Raw genomic sequence first — 21,368 nt, 5'->3', positions numbered from 1 at the left:
TATGTCAGCCACACGTCAGAAAATTACGGTTTGGGAATTTTTTCAGAGCCTGGGGAAAACCTTTATGCTCCCCGTTGCCCTGCTGTCCTTTTGCGGCATCATGCTGGGTATCGGGAGTTCATTAAGCAGCCAGGATGTTATCACGCTGATCCCGTTCCTTGGCGAGCCGGTACTGCAGCTGGTGTTCACCTGGATGAGTAAAATCGGCTCATTCGCCTTCAGCTATCTGCCCGTGATGTTTGCTGTTGCTATCCCCCTGGGCATGGCGCGTAACAACAAAGGGGTGGCGGCGTTCTCCGGCTTTGTCGGTTTCGCCGTGATGAACCTGGCGGTTAACTTCTGGCTGACGGCCAAAGGCATTCTGCCCACCACCGATGCGGCTGTCCTCAAGGCCAATAACATTCAGAATATTATTGGCATCCAGTCCATCGATACGGGCATTCTCGGCGCGGTGATCGCCGGGATCGTGGTGTTTTATCTGCACGAACGCTTCCACGATATTCGTCTGCCGGATGCCCTCGCCTTCTTTGGCGGCACGCGATTTGTGCCGATTATCACCACGCTGGTGATGGGCCTCGCCGGACTGGCGATCCCGCTTATCTGGCCGTGGTTTGCCAAAGCCATTGCCGGCCTCGGCTGGGTGATCAATAGCGCGGGGGATTTTGGCCCGATGATCTTCGGCACCGGTGAACGCCTGCTGCTGCCCTTCGGCTTGCAGCATATTCTGGTCGCGATCATCCGCTTTACCGATGCGGGCGGCACGCTGGACGTTTGCGGTCACAGCGTCAGTGGTGCCCTCACCATCTTCCAGGCGCAGCTTTCCTGCCCGACCCCGGGCGGCTTTGCTGAGAGCGCCACGCGCTTCCTGTCACAGGGGAAAATGCCGGCCTTTCTCGGAGGGTTACCCGGGGCCGCGCTGGCCATGTATCACTGTGCCCGCCCGGAAAATCGGCACAAAATTAAGGGGCTGCTGATTTCCGGCGTGGTCGCCTGCGTGGTCGGCGGAACCACCGAACCGATTGAATTTCTGTTCCTGTTTGTGGCACCGGTCCTCTATCTGATCCACGCCCTGTTAACCGGTCTGGGCTTTACGCTGATGGCGGTATTAGGCGTCACAATAGGCAATACTGATGGCAATATTATCGACTTCGTGGTGTTTGGTGTTCTGCACGGGCTGCAAACCAAATGGTACTGGGTTCCCGTGGTCGCGGCTGTCTGGTTTGCCGGCTATTACCTGATCTTCCGCCTGGCCATTACCCGCTTCAATATCAAAACGCCGGGACGTGAAATTGACACCGTTAACGACAGCAGCCCGGCACGTGAGGTCAGTGGTAAGTCGGGGTATAACACCCCTGCCATTCTGGCGGCACTCGGCGGGATCGACAACATTACGTCACTGGATAACTGCCTGACGCGCCTGCGGTTATCGGTGAAGGATATGAGCCTGGTTGACGATGCTGCACTGAAGGCCCATCGGGTGATCGGTGTCGTCCACCTCAGCCAGCACAACCTGCAGGTGGTGATTGGGCCACAGGTTCAGTCGGTGAAAGATGAAATCGCCACGCTGATGCCCGCCGCTTCCGCGTAAACCGGGAACTGTGCTGCGGCACAGATTGAGGAGCACACAATGTTTGATTTTGATCGGGTCATCGATCGCCATGGCAGCTGGTCCACCCAGTGGGATTTCGTTGCTGACCGCTTTGGCCATGACGATCTGCTGCCCTTCACCATTTCTGATATGGATATTCCCACCGCCCCGGCAGTGATAGCGGCGCTGCAGCAGTGCGTCGCACACGGGATTTTCGGCTACAGCCGCTGGCAGCACAGTGATTTTCTTGATGCCGTCAGCGGCTGGTATCAGCAGCGTTTTGCAGAAAAGGTCGATCCCCGGCAGATCGTTTACGGTCCGTCGGTGATCTATATGGTGGCACAGATGATCCGCCACTGGTCACAGCCCGGTGACGGGGTGGTGATCCATACCCCGGCCTATGATGCCTTTTATAAGGTGATTGAGGGTAATCAGCGCCGGGTGATGGCGCTGCCGCTCAGCCTCTCACAGGGCCTGTGGCAGTGTGATATGGCCGCACTGGAAGCCTTACTCGCCGATCCGCAGTGCAAGATCCTGCTGCTGTGCAGCCCGCACAATCCGACCGGTAAAGTCTGGCTCCACAGCGAGCTGGAACAGATGGCGCAACTCTGCGCACGCCACCAGGTGCGGGTGATCAGCGATGAGATCCACATGGATATGGTGATGGACGGGGCGCGCCATATTCCGTGGAGCCGCGTGGGCCAGGGACGCTGGGCGCTGTTTACCTCGGCATCAAAAAGTTTCAACATTCCGGGCCTGACCGGGGCCTATGGCTTTATTAGCAATGAGGCGGATCGGGCCGCGTGGTTTCAGGCACTGAAAAACGCCGATGGTCTCTCCTCCCCGGCACTGCTGGCCGTGGCGGCGCATATTGCCGCCTACCGGCATGGCGCAGAATGGCTGGACGCGCTGCGTACCTATCTGCGGGATAATCTCCACCATGTAGCCCGTCGTCTGAATGCGGCCTTCCCCACGCTGAACTGGCAGCCGCCGCAGGCCACTTACCTGGCGTGGATCGATCTGAACCCGCTGCATATTGATGAGCAGCGACTGCAGGAGGTGCTGACGGAGCAGCAGAAGGTCGCCATAATGCCGGGATCGACCTACGGGCCACAGAGCCGGGGCTGGCTTCGCTTTAACGTCGGCTGTCCCCGCAGCAAGGTCGATGAGGGCCTGAACCGGCTGATTGCGGCACTGCAGTGCTGTTCAGCGTGCGATTAAGCAGCAGTTAACATCGGCAAACAGCGCTTGTTGCGCAATTTAGTGGCATTGTTGCGCAATAAGTTTTTATAATGCTCCGCACTTTATTAAAAAAACAGAGAGTGCCGACATGATCGATTCCCAGCTTCCCCTCACCGACATTCATCGCCATCTTGACGGCAATATCCGTGCGCAGACCATCCTTGATTTAGGCCGTGAGTTTAACCTTGCGCTGCCCGCCACTACGCTGGATACGCTGCGCCCGCACGTGCAGGTGATTGACGCCGAGCCGGACCTGGTCAGCTTCCTCAATAAGCTGGACTGGGGGGTCAAAGTGTTGGGTTCCCTTGATGCCTGCCGCCGCGTTGCGCAGGAAAACGTTGAAGACGCCGCCCGCGCCGGTATTCACTATACCGAGCTGCGCTTTTCGCCGGGCTATATGGCCATGACCCACAACCTGCCGATTGCGGGCGTGGTGGAAGCGGTGATTGACGGCATTAAAGCCGGCTGTAGCAATCACAATATCGACGTGCGTCTGATCGGTATCATGAGCCGCACCTTCGGCGAAGAGGCCTGTCTGGACGAGCTGAACGGCCTGCTGGCGCACCGCGACAGCATCACGGCTCTGGACCTGGCGGGTGATGAACTCGGTTTCCCAGGCAGCCAGTTCCTCAGCCACTTTACCCGCGCCCGCGATGCCGGACTGCGCATTACGGTTCACGCCGGAGAGGCCGCTGGCGCTGAGAGCATCTGGCAGGCCATCCGCGAACTGGGTGCGGAGCGTATCGGCCACGGGGTGAAAGCGGTGGAAGATCCGGCGCTGATGGACTTTATGGCGAAGCACGGCATTGGCGTCGAGTCCTGTCTGACCTCGAATATTCAGACCAGCACCGTGGCCTCACTGGCACGTCACCCGCTGAAAACCTTCCTGGATCACGGTATTCTTGCCACCATCAACACGGACGATCCGGCGGTTCAGGGGATTGAAATTGGTCATGAATACGCCGTTGCCGCACCCGCTGCCGGGCTGAGCCTGGCGCAGATGCGCGTGGCACAGGAGAACGGCCTGAAGATAGCCTTCCTCAGTGATGCTGAGCGCGCCGCCGTTCGGGCACGCGTCGCCGCCTGATATCCACCCGGGCGGGTGATATCCCGCCCCAAGTGGTAAGAACATCGGTCAAACCCGGGCGAGCGTAAAAAATGTTGCCCCTTTTGACAGGAGCCCACGGACGTCGCAGGGGCTGACCTTCATGTGTGGTCAGCCCGTTAGCGACCGTGAACGGCTTATTTCAGCGACATCGTCTGGCGTTTTTCAGCCGACTGCAGACCCAACTCGATCAACTCCATCACCTGAATCGCCTCTTCTGCTTTCACCGGGTTTTCCCCGACGCCGTTCACCGCATCGCGGATCGCCGCGTAGTAAGCCGGATAGTTGCCAGGAATGGTCAGCAGCGTTTTTTCCACCAACCCCTCCCCGTCGGCCAGCGTCAGGACGCCGTCGCGCATATCATAGCCCCAGTCCTCCTGCGGCGGCCGCGCCCCGGACTTCAGGCGGTCTTCCTGCGGATCCAGACCGTATTTCACAAAGCTGCCGCGCGTGCCGTGTATCTGATAGCGCGCCGACTCTGCGGCCACCAGCATACTGCCGTGCAGCACCACGCGCCGCTGCGGGTAGATCAGGGTGGCGTGGAAATAGTCGGTGGTCACGGCACCGGGACGCAAATCGGCCGTATCCAGGGTGATCGCCACAGGGGAGCCAAACAGCTGCAAGGCCTGGTCAATGACGTGCGGCCCCAGATCGTACCAGATGCCGCTGCCCGGCCCCTGCTGCTCACGCCAGCGCTGCTGGACCTGCGGACGGAAACGGTCGAAGTGCGATTCAAAATAACGCACCTCACCCAGCGTCCCTTCCGCCAGCAATGCTTTCACCGTGAGGAAGTCGCTGTCCCAGCGGCGATTGTGGAACACCGACAGCAGCAGACCTTTGGCTTTCGCCAGCGCATCCAGTTCGCGCGCCTGTGACAGTGTCACGGTAAACGGCTTGTCTACCACCACGTGCTTACCGGCCATCAGGGCAGCCCGGGCTAACGGAAAGTGGGTGTCATTAGGGGTTGGGATAACAATCAGCTGAAGCGTGGGGTCGTCAAATAACGCCTGGGGATCGGACACGACCTGCACCGACGGCCAGTCTGCATGGACCTTGCCCGCATCGCTGCTGGAAATGGCCGACAGCGCCATTTCAGATGTCCCGGCAATTAATGGCGCATGGAAGGTTTTGCTGGCAAAGCCGTAGCCGACCAGGCCAACACGAATTTTATCACTCATTTTAATCCCTCTCGTGGTTACCCGTTGATTTAAGACGATCAACGGGGCAACCACAAGGAGGATTTGCCCGAAAAGCTATTCGTTGGCGCGGCGCGGCAGGTGCCAGGTCTCCTGCGCCACCAGCGCGTCGTGCGCGTCAAGGCTGCGGCGGCGGAAGTCGCTGGGGCTGACCCCGGCACGCTTGCGGAAAACCCGGGAGAAGTAAAGCTGATCGTCATAGCCCACTTCGCGGCCGATGCTGGCAATCGGCTCCTGGGTGGTCTGCAGCAGCAGCTTGGCGCGGATCACGCGCTGATCTTCCCGCCAGCGCAGCAGGTTGACGCCCATCTGTTCGCGAAAGAGATGCGCCAGCCGCGACGGCGACAGGCAGACGTGTCTGGCCACCTCTTCAATTTTCACCTCTGCCGCCAGGTTGTTGGTGACGTACTGGCAGGCCTCAACCACGCGGGCGTCGCGCACCTGCTGCTGGCTGCGCGGATCTTCCTGCACCGCCCGCAGCAGCAGACGCTCCAGCAGATTCATCGCCAGTTCCTCGGCAAACGGACGTCCGGAGTTGTGCGTGTGTTCGATATTGGCAAACAAGCGGTCAAACTCCCCGCGCAGCGACTCCGGCAGGCGCAGACGCCCCACGCCCTGAGCCTCATCCTGCCACTCCAGCCAGTCGCTCCAGTAGGCGCGGGGGCGGAAATAGACCCAGCGGTGATACCAGCAGTCACTGTCCGGCAAACGGCCATAGTAATGCGGCGTTTTCGGCTGAAACAGCAGCAGATCGCCAGGCTCACAGTCAAACGCCTCCTCACCGTCAAACACCCGCCCGCGGCCTTTAATGGTCAGGTTAAGAATGTAGCCTTTCATACCGTGCGGGCGGTCGATAAAGAAATCGAGCGGCCCTGCTGCATTAATCGGCGTCAGCCCGGCCACCAGCCAGGCGCTGAATGGATACCCGGGAAGTAACGGATTGGACTGCGCCACCGGCGCCAGACGATGATACATAACGCCTCCTGTCAGACCGCTTTCGCTTTTTGTTTGTAACGGTCAAAAATAACCGCTGCTAACAATATCAGACCGCGTACTACGTACTGTGAGAAAGGCGATATATTCAATAAATTCATCGCATTTTCCACGGTGCCAAGGATCAGTACCCCGGCGATAACATAAGAAATTTTACCAATGCCGCCCTTCAGGGAAACGCCCCCCAGCACGCAGGCTGAGATCACGATCAGCTCGTAGCCCAGGGAGGTCATCGGCTGCCCGCTGGTCATGCGTGAGGCCAGAATAATCCCCGCCGCGGCGGAAACCAGCCCGGAGAGAATAAAGATAATAATGCGCGTACGCACCACCGGCACCCCGGCCAGACGTGCCGCCTCTTCATTACCGCCAATCGCCAGCGTGTTGCGGCCAAAGGTGGTTTTATTCAGCAGGAAGGCAAACAGCGCCAGGGTGATGATTGTCAGCCACACGGGAGCCGGCACGCCCAGCCAGCTGGCATAGCCGAGCGCAAAGAAACGCTCATCTTCAATCCCCACCGCTTTACCGTCAGAGAAAATATAGGCCAGACCGCGCACGATCTGCATGGTCGCCAGCGTGGTGATCAGCGCATTGATCTTCAGTTTTGCGATGACAAAACCGTTGACGAAGCCGCAGGCAACCCCCAGCACCAGGCCAGCGGCGATACCAATCCACAGGCTCTCCGTCATATTGATCACCACGGCACACACCACCCCGGCGCAGGCAATGACCGAGGCCACCGACAGGTCAAAGTCCCCGGAGGCCAGGCAGAACAACATGCCGCAGGCCACCATGCCGGACATCGACATCGCCAGTCCCAGGCCTTTCATATTGATCAGGGAGCCGAAGTTCGGCACGAACACCGTACAGGCAATAAACAGGGCGGCAAACACCACCAGCATCCCGAAGTTGTCCCAGATACGGCCCAGACTGAAGCGGGACGGTGCCGCGGGTGTAACGGATGAGGTCGTTGACATAGGTTTCTCCTGCATATTCAGGCCACGTGTGTGGCGGGTTTGGCGGTTTTCGGCATCGCCAGACTCAGCGTCAGGGCTTCCGTGGCGTCGTTGTGATCCAGCTCTCCGGCTATTTCACCCTCGCGCATCACCAGAATGCGGTCGGCCAGCCCCATGACTTCGGGCAGGTCGCTGGAGGCAAACAGCACGGCAATCCCCTGCTCCGCCAGGGCGTAGATCAGCTGATAAATTTCGTTTTTCGCCCCGACGTCAATACCGCGCGTCGGTTCGTCCAGCAGGATCACCTTCATCTCTTCTGACAGCCAGCGGCCGAGGATCGCTTTCTGCTGGTTACCACCGGAGAGGTTCATGATCAGCTGGTCCGCTGAGGGGGTTTTAATGTTCAGGGAGCGGATATGCACGCCGGCGTTGCTGGCTTCCCAGCCGTTGTTAATCAGGCAGCCCGCTTTCAGATTATTTCGCCTGGCGCTGATGTTGATGTTGTCACGTACGGAGTGTACCGGGATGATGCCGTCTGCCTTACGATCTTCAGGGCAGAGCATGATGCCGGCGCGAATGGCTTCTATCGGCTCTTTAATACTGATTTTTTTTCCGTCCAGCCACAGCTCACCGCCGATCAGGCGCGTGGCACCAAACAGCCCTTTCATCAGCTCACTGCGTCCGGCACCGACCAGGCCAAACAGCCCGACGATTTCTCCGGCACGCACGCTGAATGACACCGGGCTGCGGACACCTTTGGCGTGTACGTTGTTGAGCTGCAGCCGGATCTCACCCTGTTCGCGCGGGCGGTAACCGTAGATATCACCGATTTCACGCCCGACCATGGCCTGAACCAGCTCGTCGTTGCCGGTGGTCGCCATATCGGTAAAGGTGCGCACGTAGCGACCATCTTTAAATACGGTAATCGCATCGCTGAGGGCAAAGATCTCTTCCATGCGGTGGGAGACATACAGCACCACGCGCCCCTCAGCGCGCAGCTGGCGAATGACGCGGAACAGCTGGTCAATTTCACGCGCCGACAGTGAACTGGTCGGTTCATCAAAGGCGATTACCTGAGCATTACGGGTCAGCGCCTTAGCGATCTCCACCATTTGCCACTGGCCGAGGGAAAGGTATTTCAGGGGCATGTCCGGGTCAATATTCATCCCCAGCGCTTTCAGCTGGCGGCTGGCCTCCGCGCGCAGGCGGGAACGATTGACCAGTCCCGCGCGCTGCGGCAGCTGACCTAAAAAGATATTTTCTGCCACCGACATTTCCGGCACCAGATGCAGTTCCTGATAAATAATCGCCACCCCGGCGTTAAGCGCATCGGTGGTGTGCTGGAAGTTAACCGGCTGGCCCTGCAGGCGAATTTCGCCGCCGCTGGCCTGATAGCTTCCGCTAAGAATTTTTAACAGCGTCGATTTACCCGCGCCATTTTCCCCCATCAGGGCATGAACCTGGCCGGCATAGCAGTCGAAGCTGATGTCCTGAAGTGCCTTCACGCCAGGAAAGGTTTTGCTGATGCCGTGAAAGCTCAGATACGGCGTTTGTGAGGTCATGGTGTCTCCTGCGACATAGGCAACCACTGCGGGCGGACCGGAAAAAGGTCCGCCCCGATAAATGTCCTGGCATCGCCTTTCGGGCGGACCGGAAAAAAGGCCCGCCCCTGCGCCAGGCCTTACATCAGGCCTTTTTTCGCCAGTTCGGCTTTGAAGTTGTCGCGGGTGATCAGCACCACATCAGTCACTTCGGTGAATTTGGCGGGCTCAACATCTTTCGTCACCCAGTCATGCAGCATCTGAATGCTACGGTAGCCGTGGACATCCGGGCTGGGCAGCAGAGAACCGTAGAAGCCGGTTGCCTGGCCCTTCGACAGTTCGCTGACCGCATCGACGCCGTTGATACCGATGCCGATTACGTTCGGTGCTTTAAAGCCCTGACCTTCGGTGGCCCGCACGCCGCCCAGCACGGTGTTATCGTTCATGCCCACAATCAGCCAGTTTTTCACTTCCGGGTGCTGCACTAACAGTGAGTTACCGGCATCGAAGGCACCGGGGATATCGTTTGATTTGGTAGGAACCTGATAGATCTGTTTTTCAGGGAATCCGGCCGCTTTCAGTGCGTCAATTGAACCACCGGTACGACGGCGGGCGGTGTCCAGCTCATTGGCGGTGATCGCCATCACGGCGGTGGTTTTCACATCCCAGCCGCGTTTCTGCATCTCTTTGTACAGCTCCTGGCCCTGACGCTCGCCGATTTTGGTCGCCGCCATCATCACCAGCGGCACAGTGTCCATCGGTTTGCCTTTCGCAGTGACGAACTGGTCATCGACCGCGATCACTTTCAGGCCATAGCTGCGGGCTTTCGCCACAATCGCCGAGCCGAGTTTGGGGTCTGGCGTACAGATAACAAACCCTTTCGCCCCGCTGGCGGCCAGGCTGTCGATAGCGTTCAGGGTTTTTTCACCATCCGGCACCGCGATTTTGATCACTTCAAAGCCAAGATCTTTACCGGCCTTGTCGGCAAACTTCCATTCCGTCTGGAACCAGGGTTCTTCCGGCTGTTTCACGAGGAAACCGAGTTTCATGGTTTCCGCCATAGCGGATTGTGACATAACGGCAGCAAGGCCAATCGCGGCCAGCGCTTTAGTGAATTTGTGCATGAGGCTCTCCGGCTCAGTGCCCGCCTGTGGCGGGATTGTGTAAACGGTAACAATCGGTTGTTGAAAAAATTAAAAGCATTTAAACAAGACCTTACCTGAGCACTGACGTCATAACAGTGGCGGTAGTGCGCTAGTTTTACCTGCAAGCGCGTGAAAATTTGTAGAGCGCTATCACACCCTGAAATTACAGTTGTTTTGTCCATCTTTTCAGCCGATTTAACCGATACGCAACATTTGAACCCCATCACACTCCTGCCCCTGATGGCAGAAAAGTGCATATATGCAGCCAGCCGCACCTAACTACTCTGCCGCCATGTTTCCAGGATAGAGGAACATTACGATAGAGGAACATTACTTAAGCCTGTTCTGAACATAACGGAGAGCAACTATGCACAAGGGTGCGATTACCCTCGGTCTGGATTTCGGCAGCGATTCGGTGCGTGCGCTGGCCGTGGAGTGCGCCAGCGGCCGCGAACTGTATAAGCAGGTGGTGGCCTATCCGCGCTGGAAAGCAGGGCGCTTCTGCGATGCAGCACATAACCAGTTTCGCCACCATCCTCAGGACTATATTGACGCGCTGGAGCAGGCAATACGTGACGTTGTCACTCAACTTACCCCTGAACAGCGGCTGAATGTGGTGGGCATCGGCGTGGATTCGACAGGATCCACCCCTGCCCCTGTCGACCGTGAAGGGCGGGTACTTGCCCTGCGCCCGGAATTTGCCGAAAACCCCAACGCGATGTTCGTGCTGTGGAAGGATCACACTGCCATTGAGGAGGCTGAAGCTATTACCCGCCTGTGTCACAGCGGCGATTTTCAGGACTATTCACGCTTTATCGGCGGTATTTACTCCTCTGAATGGTTCTGGGCCAAAATTCTGCATATCAGCCGCCAGGATGCGGCGGTACGCGAGGCAGCGGTCTCCTGGGTGGAACTGTGTGACTGGGTGCCGGCGCTGTTAAGCGGCACCACGGCCCCTGCCGACATGAAGCGCGGCCGCTGTGCGGCCGGCCATAAGTCGCTCTGGCATCCGGTCTGGCAGGGGTTACCTGAAGCCCGGTTCCTCAATGCTCTCGACCCACTACTGACCGCCGATCTCGATTACCCGATGTTTACCGATACCTGGACGGCCGACGTGCCGGTCGGCAAGCTCAGCGCCGAATGGGCAGCGCGTCTTGGTCTTCCGGGCAGCGTGACGCTTTCCGGCGGCGCATTTGACTGCCATATGGGGGCGGTGGGTGCCGGAGCGCAGCCCTATACGCTGGTGAAAGTGATCGGGACGTCGACCTGCGACATTCTGATTGCTGATGCCGATCGCGTAGCCGAGCGTGCGATTAAAGGGATCTGTGGTCAGGTGGACGGTAGCGTGGTGCCGGGGATGATTGGCCTGGAGGCCGGGCAGTCGGCGTTTGGCGACATGTATGCCTGGTTTGGCCGTCTGTTGAGCTGGCCGCTGGTGCAGGCGGCACAGCAGCAGCCAGCGCTGAAAGCCGAACTTGAGGCCATACAACAGGGCATGCTGGAACAGTTAACCGCCGCCTGGGCCGCCGATCCGCAGCTCGACCATCTGCCGGTGGTCCTTGACTGGTTTAACGGCCGCCGTACGCCCTTTGCCAACCAGCGGCTGAAAGGGGTGATCACCGACCTCAATCTCGGCACCGATGCCCCGACGCTGTTCGGTGGCTTTATTGCCGCTACCGCGTTTGGCGCACGCGCCATTATGGAGTGCTTTGAACAGCAGGATATCCCGGTACAGCAGATCCTCGCCCTCGGCGGGATTGCCCGCAAGTCGCCGACCATTATGCAGGTGTGCTGCGACGTGATGAACCGTCCGCTGGACATTGTTGCCTCCGACGAATGCTGTGCGCTGGGGGCCGCCATCTTTGCCGCTGTGGCCGCAGGCGTCTATGCCGATATCCCGTCGGCACAGGCGCAGATGGCCAGCCCGCTGGATCAGACCCTGCAGCCGGATCCGGTTCGCGTCGCCCGCTTCCAGCAGCTTTATCAGCGTTATCTTCAATGGTGTGAGCTGGCGGAACCGCAGTTTGCCCCACAACCTTCATCAGTCAGTTAAGGAATCGCTTTATGACACAGTTAAACGCCCGCAGCGTATGGTTTGTGATTGGTACCCAGCACCTGTACGGTGCGGAAACGCTGCGCCAGGTCGAGCAGCATGGACAGCAGGTGGTGGAAGGCCTGAACCGGGCGGGTAAACTGCCCTTCTCTTTACAGCTTAAACCGCTGGTTAAAACACCGGATGAGGCACTGTCGCTGTGCCGCGAGGCGAATCACGATCAGAGCTGCCTGGGCATTATCACCTGGCTGCACACCTTCTCCCCGGCAAAAATGTGGATTGGCGGCCTGTCGATTCTGAATAAGCCGCTGCTACAGTTCCATACCCAGTTCAATGCGGAGATCCCGTGGGACAGCATGGATATGGACTTTATGAACCTGAACCAGACTGCACACGGCGGCCGTGAGTTTGGCTTTATTGGCGCGCGGATGCGTCTGCCGCATCAGGTGGTGACCGGCCACTGGCAGGATGAACGCTCACAGCAGCGCATCGGACAGTGGATGCGCGGTGCCGCCGCTCTGCAGGCCAGCCAGCAGCTGAAAGTGGCCCGTTTCGGTGACAACATGCGCGAAGTGGCAGTGACGGAAGGCGATAAAGTCGCGGCACAGATCCAGTTTGGTTACGCCGTGAACGGCTGGGGCGTGGGCGATCTGGTAGAGGTGATCAACCAGGTCAGCGACGGCGATGTCAGCGCACTGATTGATGAATACGAAAGCAGCTATGAATTTAGCGCGGCAGCGGCCGTGAACGGTGACAAACGGCAGAACGTGCTGGATGCTGCCCGGATTGAACTGGGGATCAAGCGGTTCCTGGAAAGCGAAGGCTGCCGGGCATTCACCACCAATTTCCAGACGCTGCACGGTATGACGCAGCTGCCGGGGCTGGCGGTACAGCGCCTGATGCAGCAGGGGTACGGTTTTGCCGGTGAGGGTGACTGGAAAACGGCGGCACTGCTGCACATCTTTAAACAGATGGCGGGAGATGTCCCGGGAGGCACCTCGTTTATGGAGGATTACACCTACCACTTCGCACCGGGGAACGACCTGGTGCTGGGCTCACATATGCTGGAGGTCTGCCCGACCATCGCGCGTGAAGCCAAACCGCTGCTCGACGTGCAGGCGCTGGGCATCGGCGGCAAGGCCGATCCGGCTCGTCTGATCTTCTCCGCCCCGGCCGGACGAGCGGTTAATGCCAGCGTGATTGATATGGGTGACCGTTTCCGCCTGCTGGTTAACGTGGTGGACGCGATCGAACAGCCGCAGGCACTGCCGAAACTGCCGGTGGCCCGCGCCCTGTGGCGGGCGCAGCCGTCGCTGGCGACAGCGTCTGAAGCGTGGATTCTGGGCGGCGGTGCGCATCACACCGTCTTCAGCCAGGCGCTGACCGTCGACGATATGCGGCTTTACGCCGAGCTGACCGGGATTGAAGCGCTGGTGATCGATGAAGAAACCACGCTGCACGGTTTCCGCGATGCGCTGCGCTGGAATGAAGCTTACTACCGTCTGAATCAACGCTAACCGCTAACGCCCCCTGACGGGGGCGTTTTCTCATCTTACTCTGCGTTACCCTGCCCCCAACGCCACTGGCTGACTTCCGGCATGTCTTCTCCGTGTTCACGCACATAATCATGGTGATACGCCAGACGCGCCTGCAATGTTTCAACAACGTGACCCTGAGTGGCGGCCAGATGCGGAACATGTGTGATAGCCGCTTGCGCCAGATGGTAGCGGTCCAGCTTATTGAGCACGGTCATATCAAACGGTGTGGTGGTGGTGCCCTCCTCACTGAACCCCTGTACGTGAAAATTCTGATGATTCCGGCGCTGATACGTCAGCCGGTGGATCAGGCTGGGGTAACCGTGAAAGGCAAAGATGACCGGCTTATCCGCCGTGAACAACGCTTCAAACGCCTGTTCCGTTTTACCGTGCGGGTGCTGCTCCTGCGTTTGCAGCGCCATCAAATCCACCACGTTGACGACGCGGACCTTCAGCTCAGGGACCCGTTCACGCAACAGTTGTACGGCTGCCAGCGTTTCAATGGTGGGAACATCTCCGGCGCAGGCCATCACCACATCAGGGCTGACATCGTTGTCAGTATTGCCCGCCCAGGACCATATCCCCATACCGGCTTCGCAATGCTTCGCCGCGCTGTCGCGGTCCAGCCACTGCGGCGAGGGCTGCTTGCCCGCGACAATAACGTTGATGCGATCCCAGGTTTTCAGACAGTGATCGCCCACCCACAGCAGGGTATTGGCATCCGGTGGTAAGTAGACGCGGACGATGTCGGCTTTCTTATTCACCACGTGATCGATAAAGCCCGGGTCCTGATGACTGTAGCCATTATGATCCTGACGCCATACGTGTGATGAGAGCAGATAATTCAGCGAGGCGATCGGTGCCCGCCAGGGGAGCTTGCGTGACACCTTCAGCCATTTTGCATGCTGGTTAAACATCGAATCGATAATGTGAATAAAGGCTTCGTAACAGTTGAACAGCCCGTGCCGGCCGCTCAGCAGATATCCTTCCAGCCACCCCTGGCAAAGATGCTCACTGAGCACTTCCAGTACCCGACCATCCGGGGCCAGCTGCTCGTCATACGGTTCGCGTTCCCCCATCCAGCGGCGTGCGGTGACATCAAAAACCGGACTCAGCCGGTTAGAGGCCGTTTCATCCGGCCCAAAAATCAGGAAATTATTGGGGTTTTTCTGCACAACCTCACGCAGATAATGACCCAACTGCGCCGTCGCCTGCCCCTGTACGGCACCGGGCGTCGTTACGTCCAGTGAGAATGCACCAATATCAGGCGTGATTAAGGGCTGCCTGAGCCTGCCGCCGTTAGCCCAGGGGCTGGCCCCCATGCGCCAGTCACCCTGCGGTGCCAGCGCCTGCAGTTCCGGGCGTAAACGTCCGCTGGCATCAAACAGTTTTTCCGGCTGATAACTTTTCAGCCACTGTTCAAGGATACGTCGATGTTCATCATTCTCACGACAGCCTGAGACCGGCACCTGGTGGGCCCGCCAGAAGTCTTCCACTTTCTTACCGTCGACACTTTTGGGCCCGGTCCATCCCTTCGGACTGCGTAACAAAATCATTGGCCAGCGTGGCACACCGGCCGGCGGTTTTTCCTGACGGTACTGCCGCTGGATCGCCGCAATCTCGTCAAAGACTTCATCCAGTACCATCGCCATTTGCGCGTGCATCAGCGCCGGATCATTGCCTGTCACCACGCGCGGTGCATAGCCCAGCGCCCGGTAGAGTTGTACCAGTTCTTCATCACTGGTGCGGCCGGACAGGGTGGGATTGGCGATCTTATAGCCGTTCACGTGCAGTATCGGCAGTACCGCCCCGTCACGCTGTGGATTAAGGAACTTCAGGCTTTGCCAGCTGGCAGAAAGCGGCCCGGTTTCCGCCTCTCCATCACCAATAATGCACGGAACAATCAGCTCGGGATGGTCGAATGCGGCACCGAAGGCGTGTGCCAGCGAGTAGCCCAGCTCTCCGCCTTCGTTAATCGAGCCCGGGGTTTCGGCCGCCGCATGGCTGGGTATCCCTCCCGGGAAGGAAAACTGCTTAAACAGCCGTTTCATGCCGGCGATGTCCTGGCTCACGTCAGGATAAATTTCGCTGTAGCTGCCTTCCAGCCAGGTATTGGCCACCATGCCCGGCCCACCGTGTCCCGGCCCGCAGACATAGAGTAAGTTAAGCCTGCGCTGGCGAATGATGCGGTTGAGATGGACATAGATAAAATTCAGGCCGGGTGTCGTCCCCCAGTGGCCCAGCAGTCTTGGCTTGATATGCTCCGGCTTCAGCGGTTCGCGCAGAAGTGGGTTATCCATTAAATAGATCTGACCTACAGAAAGGTAATTGGCTGCCCGCCAGTAGCGATCGATTAATATACATTCGCTGTCAGTGAGAGAGTCTGCCACGTGATAGTCTCCTCTTGATTCGCTTATTCCTGTGTCGTTATTCCTGAGTTATCTGTCATGGGGCGGGTTCGCCGGGGAGATTACTCCCCCTTTTTCAACTGCTCACCTAATGCTTTTTCGCAGCCCGCCTGCGTGTTAGCCTGGCGACGCTGTTCCGGCGAGAGCGCCAGCCAGCCGTCAACAACCTTCCCGGCCACCTCGCGGTCAAAATCAGTTTTATTCAGCGAGGAAGAAGAGTGACTGCGCATGTGCATATCGTTGAGCTGCTGCAGGTAGGCGTCACGGGAAGCGTCCGGTTGGGCAGACGCGGTGGTACACAGCAGGCTGACATAGCGGGCCTCCTCAGAGGGGGTACCTGTCTCAGCCGCGAAGGCTGTGCCCGCTAGCAGCAATGTGGATAAAAGCAGAATGTTTTTCATAACGGCTCCTTACCTAAAAGAGTAAGGATAGAAGAGATAAACCGCTTTTGCAGGCCGCCCGACCCGGGCAACGGCTGCGCGGCCGCCGGGGGAACGGAGCGAGCCGGCCCCAGGGCCGGCTCGCTCCGTCTGACGTCAGACCAGCCGCTTCACCGGCGCATTTTGCTGGCGATCCCACATCAGCGTTAGCAGGCGCTGCAGGGCAATAAACGCAAACAGCAGCACGCCAATGGCAATTTTGGTCCACCAGGAACTCAGGGTGCCGTCAAAGTTAATCCACGTCTGGATCAGCCCCTGGATCAGCACGCCGAACAGCGTCCCCAGTACGGTGCCGACCCCGCCAGACAGCAGCGTCCCGCCGATCACCACCGAGGCGATGGCATCCAGCTCCACGCCCATTCCCGCCAGCGCATAGCCTGCAGAGGTATAGATGGAGAACACGATGCCGGCCAGCGTGGCCAGTCCGGAAGAAAGCATATAGATCCGCACCGTGGTGCTGCGGGTGGAGATGCCCATCAGCCGGGCGGACGTCGCATTCCCGCCGATGGCGTACACCTGATTACCAAAGCGGCTGCGGTGCGCCAGTAAGATGCCCAGCGCCACGACCACCAGCATAATCACGGCCAGCAGGCTCAGCCGCCCGCCACCGGGAATTTTCCACGCCATCGATGACAGCGTGGCATACAGCGGGTGGTCGATGGGTAACGAGCTTTCCGCCACCAGATAGCTGCAGCCGCGCAGGAAGAACATACCGGCCAGGGTAATAATAAACGCCGGGATCTTCAGCGCATCGATCAGCCAGCCCATAAAGGCTCCGAACGCCGTGCCCAGGGACAGCACCAGGGCAAATGCCAGCCAGGGGTCAACGTGGAAATCACCAATCAGACGGGCAAGAAAGACCCCGGTAAAGGCAATGACCGCCCCCACCGACAGATCGATACCGCCGGAGAGGATCACAAAGGTCATTCCGACGGCGATAATGCCCAGAAAGGCGTTATCGGTGAGAATATTGGCAATCACCCGCGTGGAAGCAAAACCGGGATACTGGCTCAGGCAGAAGAGATAACCCGCGACAAATACCAGCAGGGTGATCATTAACGGCAGATGGCGTTTAATCACGGCGATGCCCTCGTTTAAACAGTTGAATAAAGCGCGGAGACTGCAGCAGCAGCACCAGCATCACCACCACCGCCTTCACCACCTGATTCAGTTCGGGTGGGAAGCCGGAGAGTAAAATCCCGGTATTCATCGCCTGGATGATCAGCGCGCCGATCAGCGACAGCATCAGGCTAAAACGCCCACCCATCAGCGATGCCCCGCCAATCACCACCGCCAGGATGGCATCCAGCTCCAGCCACAACCCGGCATTGTTGGCATCGGCACCGCGTATATCCGCAGCGACAATCAGCCCGGCCACCGCCGCGCACAGTCCACTCAACACGTACGTACTCATCACCACCAGCCAGCCGTTGACGCCCGCGTTGCGCGCCGCCCGCAGGTTAATCCCCACCGCTTCAATAAACATGCCCAGTGCGGTTTTACGCGTTAACAGCCAGACCAGCAGTGCCAGCCCGAGGGTGATCCATACCGGTACCGGAAGCAGAAGCAGCGTCCCGCTGCCCAGGCGTGCCAGCGCGTCGCTGTCGAAGGTAACAATCTGTCCCTGGGTGATCAGCTGCGCAATACCGCGCCCCGCCACCATCAGGATCAGCGTGGCCACAAACGGCTGGATCTTCAGCAACGCGACCAGCACGCCATTCCACAGTCCGCAGAGAATGCCGCTGCCCAGCGTCACCAGGATGATCACCGGCAGGCTGTGTCCGGCAACGGTCAGGGTGGCGGCAGTGGCCCCGGCAATAGCCATGACGGCCCCGACCGAAAGATCGATGCCCCCGGTGGCGATCACCAGCGTCATGCCAATCGCCAGAATTGCCACCGGAGCCGCGCGGTTAAGAATATCAATCGGGCTGCCGAACAGACGTCCGTCCTGCAGGTGGATAGCAAAGAAGTTGTTCGCTACCAGACTGTCAATCAGCAGCACCAGCAGCAGTGCGCCAATCTGCGGCAGCCCGGGCGGCAGTTTTCGTTTTAACATCGGTGATTTCCCCGCCATCAGATGCGATTCAGGCATGTTGTTCCCCTCCCGCCGCTATCGCATTCACGATCGCCGCAACGGAGAGCTGCTCCAGTGGAATTTCGGCAACCTGCTGACGGTCGCGCAGGATCACCACGCGGTCCGCATAGCCGACCAGCTCCTCCAGCTCGGAGGAGATCACCAGCAGCGCCAGGCCATCGGCGCACAGGGTTTCAATCAGGCGGATAATCTCCGCGTGGGCGCCGACGTCGATACCGCGCGTCGGCTCATCCAGGATCAAAAACTGGGGTTTGGTCACCAGCCAGCGCGACAACAGCACCTTTTGCTGGTTACCACCGGACAGCAGTTCCACCGGCTGTTCCGCATCCGGGGTACGGATGCCGAGGCTCTTGATAAAGCGCTCCGCCACCTGCTGCTGCTCTCGCTTTGGGATCGGTCGCAGCCAGCCGCGCTGGGCCTGCAGCGCCAGAATGATATTTTCCCGTACGGAAGCCGCCCCGATAATACCGTCCGTTTTGCGATCTTCCGGACAGAAGCCCATGCCCAGCCGCGAGGCCTGGGCGGGTGAGCGAATGGTCTGAGGTTTTCCCCTGATGAAGGCACGGCCGCTGTCGGCTCGTTTGATGCCGAACAGCAGCTCTGCGGTCTCCGTGCGCCCGGAACCCAGCAGGCCCGCCAGCCCGACGGCCTCGCCAGGACGCACGCTGAGGCTAAAGGGTTCAATCGTCCCTTTCTTACCGTAATCTTTGAATTCCACCGCAGGCTGATCGCTTTTCAGCGTGCTGCCCGCGCGTTGCAGTGCAGTTTCCAGCAGTTCACGCCCCAGCATCAGCTTGATCAGTTCGATTTGTGGCAGGCTGTGGGTGTCGCGCGTGGCGATAAACTGGCCGTTGCGCAGTACGGTAATGCGGTCCGTCACGCGGTAAACCTGGTCAAGGAAGTGGGTGACAAACACCAGCCCCATCCCTTTTGCCTTCAGCTGTTCCATCAGCGTGAACAACATGGTCACCTCGCTGGCATCCAGGCTGGCGGTCGGTTCATCAAGGATCAGGACTTTTGCCGACAGGTCCACCGCCCGGCAGATGGCAATAATTTGCTGCATCGCTACCGAGTACTGCCCCAGCGGTCGGGTGACGTCCAGTTCAAAGCCGTAATCGGCCATCAGCTTCACTGCCCGCCTGTTCAGGGTTTTACGATCGATCAGGCCAAAGCGCTTAGGCTCACGGCCAATAAACAGATTATCGGCAACGGACATATTCGGCAGCAGGTTCACCTCCTGATACACCGTGCCAATACCCAGCTGCTGCGCCTCGGCGGTATTACGGGGATTAATGCTCTGCCCGCCAAGCATCAGGGTACCGCCATCGCGCTGATAAACGCCGGTCAGCACCTTGATCAGCGTGGATTTCCCCGCCCCGTTCTCCCCCAGTAAGGCCATTATTTCGCCGGCACGCAGGTCAAACGAGACATTGTCCAGCGCCCGGACGCCGGGAAAAGATTTGCTGACGTTGCTGATGGCCAGCAACGCAGGCGTAGAGGTTTCGATGGTCATACGCGTGCCTCAGACAAATAGGTAACCGCCCCGGGCGGGGCGGCGAGGGGATCAGTAGCCCATTCCTTTTTTGGTGTCTAACTGCGCCTGCGCATCGGCTGGCAGGAACAGTCGGGTTTCCGTTTTGATAATTTTTGGCGGCATGGTGCCGTCTTTTTTCAGTTTTTCCAGCGCATCAAACGCCGGGCCAGCCATATTCGGCGTCAGCTCAACGTTGGCATTGGCTTCGCCGGCCAGCATCGCTTTATAAATATCCGGTACGCCATCAATGGATCCGGTTAAAATATCTTTACCCGGTTTAAGTCCGGCTTCTTTTATCGCCTGAATAGCCCCGATCGCCATATCATCGTTATGTGCGTAAACCATACAAATATTCTTGCCGTTGTTTTCCGCCTTAATAAAACTTTCCATCACTTCTTTACCCTTGCTGCGGGTAAAGTCACCAGACTGCGAACGAATAACTTTAATATTTGGCGTATTGGCAATGGCTTCAGCAAAGCCTTTTTTACGGTCGATGGCCACGCTGGCCCCTACGGTTCCCTGCAGTTCCACCACGTTACAGGGCTTACCGGCCTGATGTTTCACCAGCCAGTCACCGATCAACTTGCCTTCATAGACGTTATCCGCCGTTACCACGGCCTGATAGAGGGATTTATCTTTGACCACGATGGCGCGGTCCAGCAGGAAGACCGGGATTTTGGCGTCTTTGGCTTCAGAGAGCACCGGTTCCCAACCTGTCTGCACGACAGGCGCGATAAATATCGCGTCTACCCCCTGCGCGATAAAGGAGCGCACTGCCTTGATTTGATTCTCTTGTTTTTGCTGGCCGTCCGCGATCTTCAGCGTAATGCCCCGTTTTTGAGCTTCACTTTTTGCCACGCTGGTTTCTGCTGCGCGCCAGCCTGATTCCGAGCCAACCTGTGAGAATCCGACGGTCATTGATTCGGCCAGCGCAGGTGCAGACAGGCTGGCTCCGATAAGGGTGGATAAGAGTAAACGCTTCCACATGATCATTTTTCCTCTGATGGGATTTTATCGTATAGGGTTAAGAGCCACATAAGCCTGGCCTATTCGCAGGAAAACATTTACGACAATGCTCACAAAATTCAATAATTCAAAGAGGTTACGCCACCATCAGGCGCGGTGAGTACGATTGGTGATATGGAAAAAACGCGTATTTGCAGTAAAAATCAGGTTAAATAAGTGTAATAAACATAAGCGTTTGCGGCAGAAGCATTTGGAAGCGATTACAACACTGCGTGAAGTTCTGTCGCCCGGGCGCTATCGGCGGCGCACCTGAGCAAACTGCAAAATTGTGATCTCTTCCACAGTTTTATTCTCTGTCGTTTCAGCATGGCGTTGGCTTATTCTCTTTATCAGATTCATCCTGGGAGGGTGAAAGGGCGAAAGCCATCTAAATCCCTCACTGGCCCTGCTGCCGACCGCAGGGGACGATAACGGATCGTCTGATGCACTAAGCTATGCTGAATTTTCTGATTTTTATATTGCCCGATGAAAACAAAGTGGAATCTTTTGCCCTGCATCATATACTGCCAGCTCT

Annotated in this window: 16 protein-coding genes; 5 read left to right on the top strand and 11 right to left on the bottom strand. The window is 58.3% G+C overall.

Annotated elements, in window-relative coordinates:
- Nucleotide 1 precedes the first annotated feature (1 nt).
- From malX to add, 3 genes are all read left to right on the top strand, one after another.
- Nucleotides 2-1,588: a maltose/glucose-specific PTS transporter subunit IIBC gene (gene malX, locus IFU29_RS00865; protein ID WP_191932240.1), complete on the top strand. Its 1,587-nt coding sequence runs from the start codon at nt 2-4 to the stop codon at nt 1,586-1,588.
- 39 nt (nt 1,589-1,627) lie between these two features.
- Entirely contained in the window at nt 1,628-2,809 is a 1,182-nt protein-coding gene (locus IFU29_RS00860) for a MalY/PatB family protein (protein WP_191932239.1), read from the top strand.
- Between the two features lie 109 nt (nt 2,810-2,918).
- Nucleotides 2,919-3,917 (top strand): adenosine deaminase, encoded by a 999-nt coding sequence (gene add / locus IFU29_RS00855; protein ID WP_118664198.1) that lies wholly within the window; start codon nt 2,919-2,921, stop codon nt 3,915-3,917.
- 155 nt (nt 3,918-4,072) lie between these two features.
- Here the strand turns inward: add and IFU29_RS00850 are convergent, their stop codons facing one another.
- From IFU29_RS00850 to IFU29_RS00830, 5 genes are all read right to left on the bottom strand, one after another.
- Nucleotides 4,073-5,113, bottom strand: coding sequence for an oxidoreductase (locus IFU29_RS00850; protein WP_191932238.1), 1,041 nt, complete (start codon nt 5,111-5,113; stop codon nt 4,073-4,075).
- 75 nt (nt 5,114-5,188) lie between these two features.
- Nucleotides 5,189-6,106: an arabinose operon transcriptional regulator AraC gene (gene araC, locus IFU29_RS00845; RefSeq protein ID WP_191932237.1), complete on the bottom strand. Its 918-nt coding sequence runs from the start codon at nt 6,104-6,106 to the stop codon at nt 5,189-5,191.
- Between the two features lie 11 nt (nt 6,107-6,117).
- The gene (araH, locus tag IFU29_RS00840) at nt 6,118-7,098 is read right to left on the bottom strand and encodes an L-arabinose ABC transporter permease AraH (RefSeq protein WP_062743402.1); all 981 of its coding nucleotides are present in this window, start codon (nt 7,096-7,098) and stop codon (nt 6,118-6,120) included.
- A 17-nt stretch (nt 7,099-7,115) separates the two neighbouring features.
- The gene (gene araG / locus IFU29_RS00835; RefSeq protein ID WP_191932236.1) at nt 7,116-8,639 is read right to left on the bottom strand and encodes an L-arabinose ABC transporter ATP-binding protein AraG; all 1,524 of its coding nucleotides are present in this window, start codon (nt 8,637-8,639) and stop codon (nt 7,116-7,118) included.
- A gap of 119 nt (nt 8,640-8,758) precedes the next feature.
- Entirely contained in the window at nt 8,759-9,742 is a 984-nt protein-coding gene (locus tag IFU29_RS00830) for an arabinose ABC transporter substrate-binding protein (protein ID WP_062743404.1), read from the bottom strand.
- Nucleotides 9,743-10,130: 388 nt separating this feature from the next.
- Between IFU29_RS00830 and IFU29_RS00825 the strand changes: the two genes are divergently transcribed.
- Nucleotides 10,131-11,816 carry a ribulokinase gene (locus IFU29_RS00825; protein ID WP_191932235.1) on the top strand — a complete coding sequence of 562 codons (1,686 nt, stop codon included), beginning with the start codon at nt 10,131-10,133 and terminating at the stop codon, nt 11,814-11,816.
- A gap of 11 nt (nt 11,817-11,827) precedes the next feature.
- A complete protein-coding gene (gene araA / locus IFU29_RS00820; protein ID WP_118664200.1) occupies nt 11,828-13,333 on the top strand; it encodes an L-arabinose isomerase in 1,506 nt (501 codons plus the stop codon).
- 35 nt (nt 13,334-13,368) lie between these two features.
- Here the strand turns inward: araA and IFU29_RS00815 are convergent, their stop codons facing one another.
- From IFU29_RS00815 to ytfQ, 6 genes are all read right to left on the bottom strand, one after another.
- Nucleotides 13,369-15,741: a phosphoketolase gene (locus IFU29_RS00815; protein ID WP_191935954.1), complete on the bottom strand. Its 2,373-nt coding sequence runs from the start codon at nt 15,739-15,741 to the stop codon at nt 13,369-13,371.
- Between the two features lie 80 nt (nt 15,742-15,821).
- Nucleotides 15,822-16,160, bottom strand: a complete 339-nt coding sequence (locus tag IFU29_RS00810) for a hypothetical protein (protein WP_191932234.1) — start codon at nt 16,158-16,160, stop codon at nt 15,822-15,824.
- 135 nt (nt 16,161-16,295) lie between these two features.
- Nucleotides 16,296-17,279 carry a galactofuranose ABC transporter, permease protein YjfF gene (gene yjfF, locus IFU29_RS00805; RefSeq protein ID WP_191932233.1) on the bottom strand — a complete coding sequence of 328 codons (984 nt, stop codon included), beginning with the start codon at nt 17,277-17,279 and terminating at the stop codon, nt 16,296-16,298.
- Nucleotides 17,272-18,291: a galactofuranose ABC transporter, ATP-binding protein YtfT gene (gene ytfT / locus IFU29_RS00800; protein ID WP_191932232.1), complete on the bottom strand. Its 1,020-nt coding sequence runs from the start codon at nt 18,289-18,291 to the stop codon at nt 17,272-17,274. The genes yjfF and ytfT overlap by 8 nt, the downstream gene beginning before the upstream one ends.
- Nucleotides 18,284-19,807 (bottom strand): galactofuranose ABC transporter, ATP-binding protein YtfR, encoded by a 1,524-nt coding sequence (ytfR, locus tag IFU29_RS00795; protein WP_191932231.1) that lies wholly within the window; start codon nt 19,805-19,807, stop codon nt 18,284-18,286. The genes ytfT and ytfR overlap by 8 nt, the downstream gene beginning before the upstream one ends.
- Before the next feature lie 51 nt (nt 19,808-19,858).
- A complete protein-coding gene (ytfQ, locus tag IFU29_RS00790; RefSeq protein WP_062743412.1) occupies nt 19,859-20,815 on the bottom strand; it encodes a galactofuranose ABC transporter, galactofuranose-binding protein YtfQ in 957 nt (318 codons plus the stop codon).
- Nucleotides 20,816-21,368: the final 553 nt, after the last annotated feature.

The organism is Erwinia persicina (assembly GCF_014838825.1).
Lineage (GTDB): Bacteria > Pseudomonadota > Gammaproteobacteria > Enterobacterales > Enterobacteriaceae > Erwinia > Erwinia persicina_A.
The sequence above is the reverse complement of the archived record's forward strand: the minus strand, read 5'-3'. Positions and strand labels throughout refer to the sequence as shown.

Excerpts from the sequence above, each read along its gene's own strand:
- malX (WP_191932240.1), top strand. The coding sequence starts at position 2 with ATGTCAGCCACACGTCAGAAAATTACGGTTTGGGAATTTTTTCAGAGC.
- IFU29_RS00810 (WP_191932234.1), bottom strand. The coding sequence starts at position 16,160 with ATGAAAAACATTCTGCTTTTATCCACATTGCTGCTAGCGGGCACAGCC.
- ytfT (WP_191932232.1), bottom strand. The coding sequence starts at position 18,291 with ATGCCTGAATCGCATCTGATGGCGGGGAAATCACCGATGTTAAAACGA.
- araC (WP_191932237.1), bottom strand. The coding sequence starts at position 6,106 with ATGTATCATCGTCTGGCGCCGGTGGCGCAGTCCAATCCGTTACTTCCC.
- araH (WP_062743402.1), bottom strand. The coding sequence starts at position 7,098 with ATGTCAACGACCTCATCCGTTACACCCGCGGCACCGTCCCGCTTCAGT.
- araA (WP_118664200.1), top strand. The coding sequence starts at position 11,828 with ATGACACAGTTAAACGCCCGCAGCGTATGGTTTGTGATTGGTACCCAG.
- araG (WP_191932236.1), bottom strand. The coding sequence starts at position 8,639 with ATGACCTCACAAACGCCGTATCTGAGCTTTCACGGCATCAGCAAAACC.
- add (WP_118664198.1), top strand. The coding sequence starts at position 2,919 with ATGATCGATTCCCAGCTTCCCCTCACCGACATTCATCGCCATCTTGAC.
- IFU29_RS00825 (WP_191932235.1), top strand. The coding sequence starts at position 10,131 with ATGCACAAGGGTGCGATTACCCTCGGTCTGGATTTCGGCAGCGATTCG.
- IFU29_RS00850 (WP_191932238.1), bottom strand. The coding sequence starts at position 5,113 with ATGAGTGATAAAATTCGTGTTGGCCTGGTCGGCTACGGCTTTGCCAGC.
- ytfR (WP_191932231.1), bottom strand. The coding sequence starts at position 19,807 with ATGACCATCGAAACCTCTACGCCTGCGTTGCTGGCCATCAGCAACGTC.
- IFU29_RS00830 (WP_062743404.1), bottom strand. The coding sequence starts at position 9,742 with ATGCACAAATTCACTAAAGCGCTGGCCGCGATTGGCCTTGCTGCCGTT.
- IFU29_RS00860 (WP_191932239.1), top strand. The coding sequence starts at position 1,628 with ATGTTTGATTTTGATCGGGTCATCGATCGCCATGGCAGCTGGTCCACC.
- ytfQ (WP_062743412.1), bottom strand. The coding sequence starts at position 20,815 with ATGTGGAAGCGTTTACTCTTATCCACCCTTATCGGAGCCAGCCTGTCT.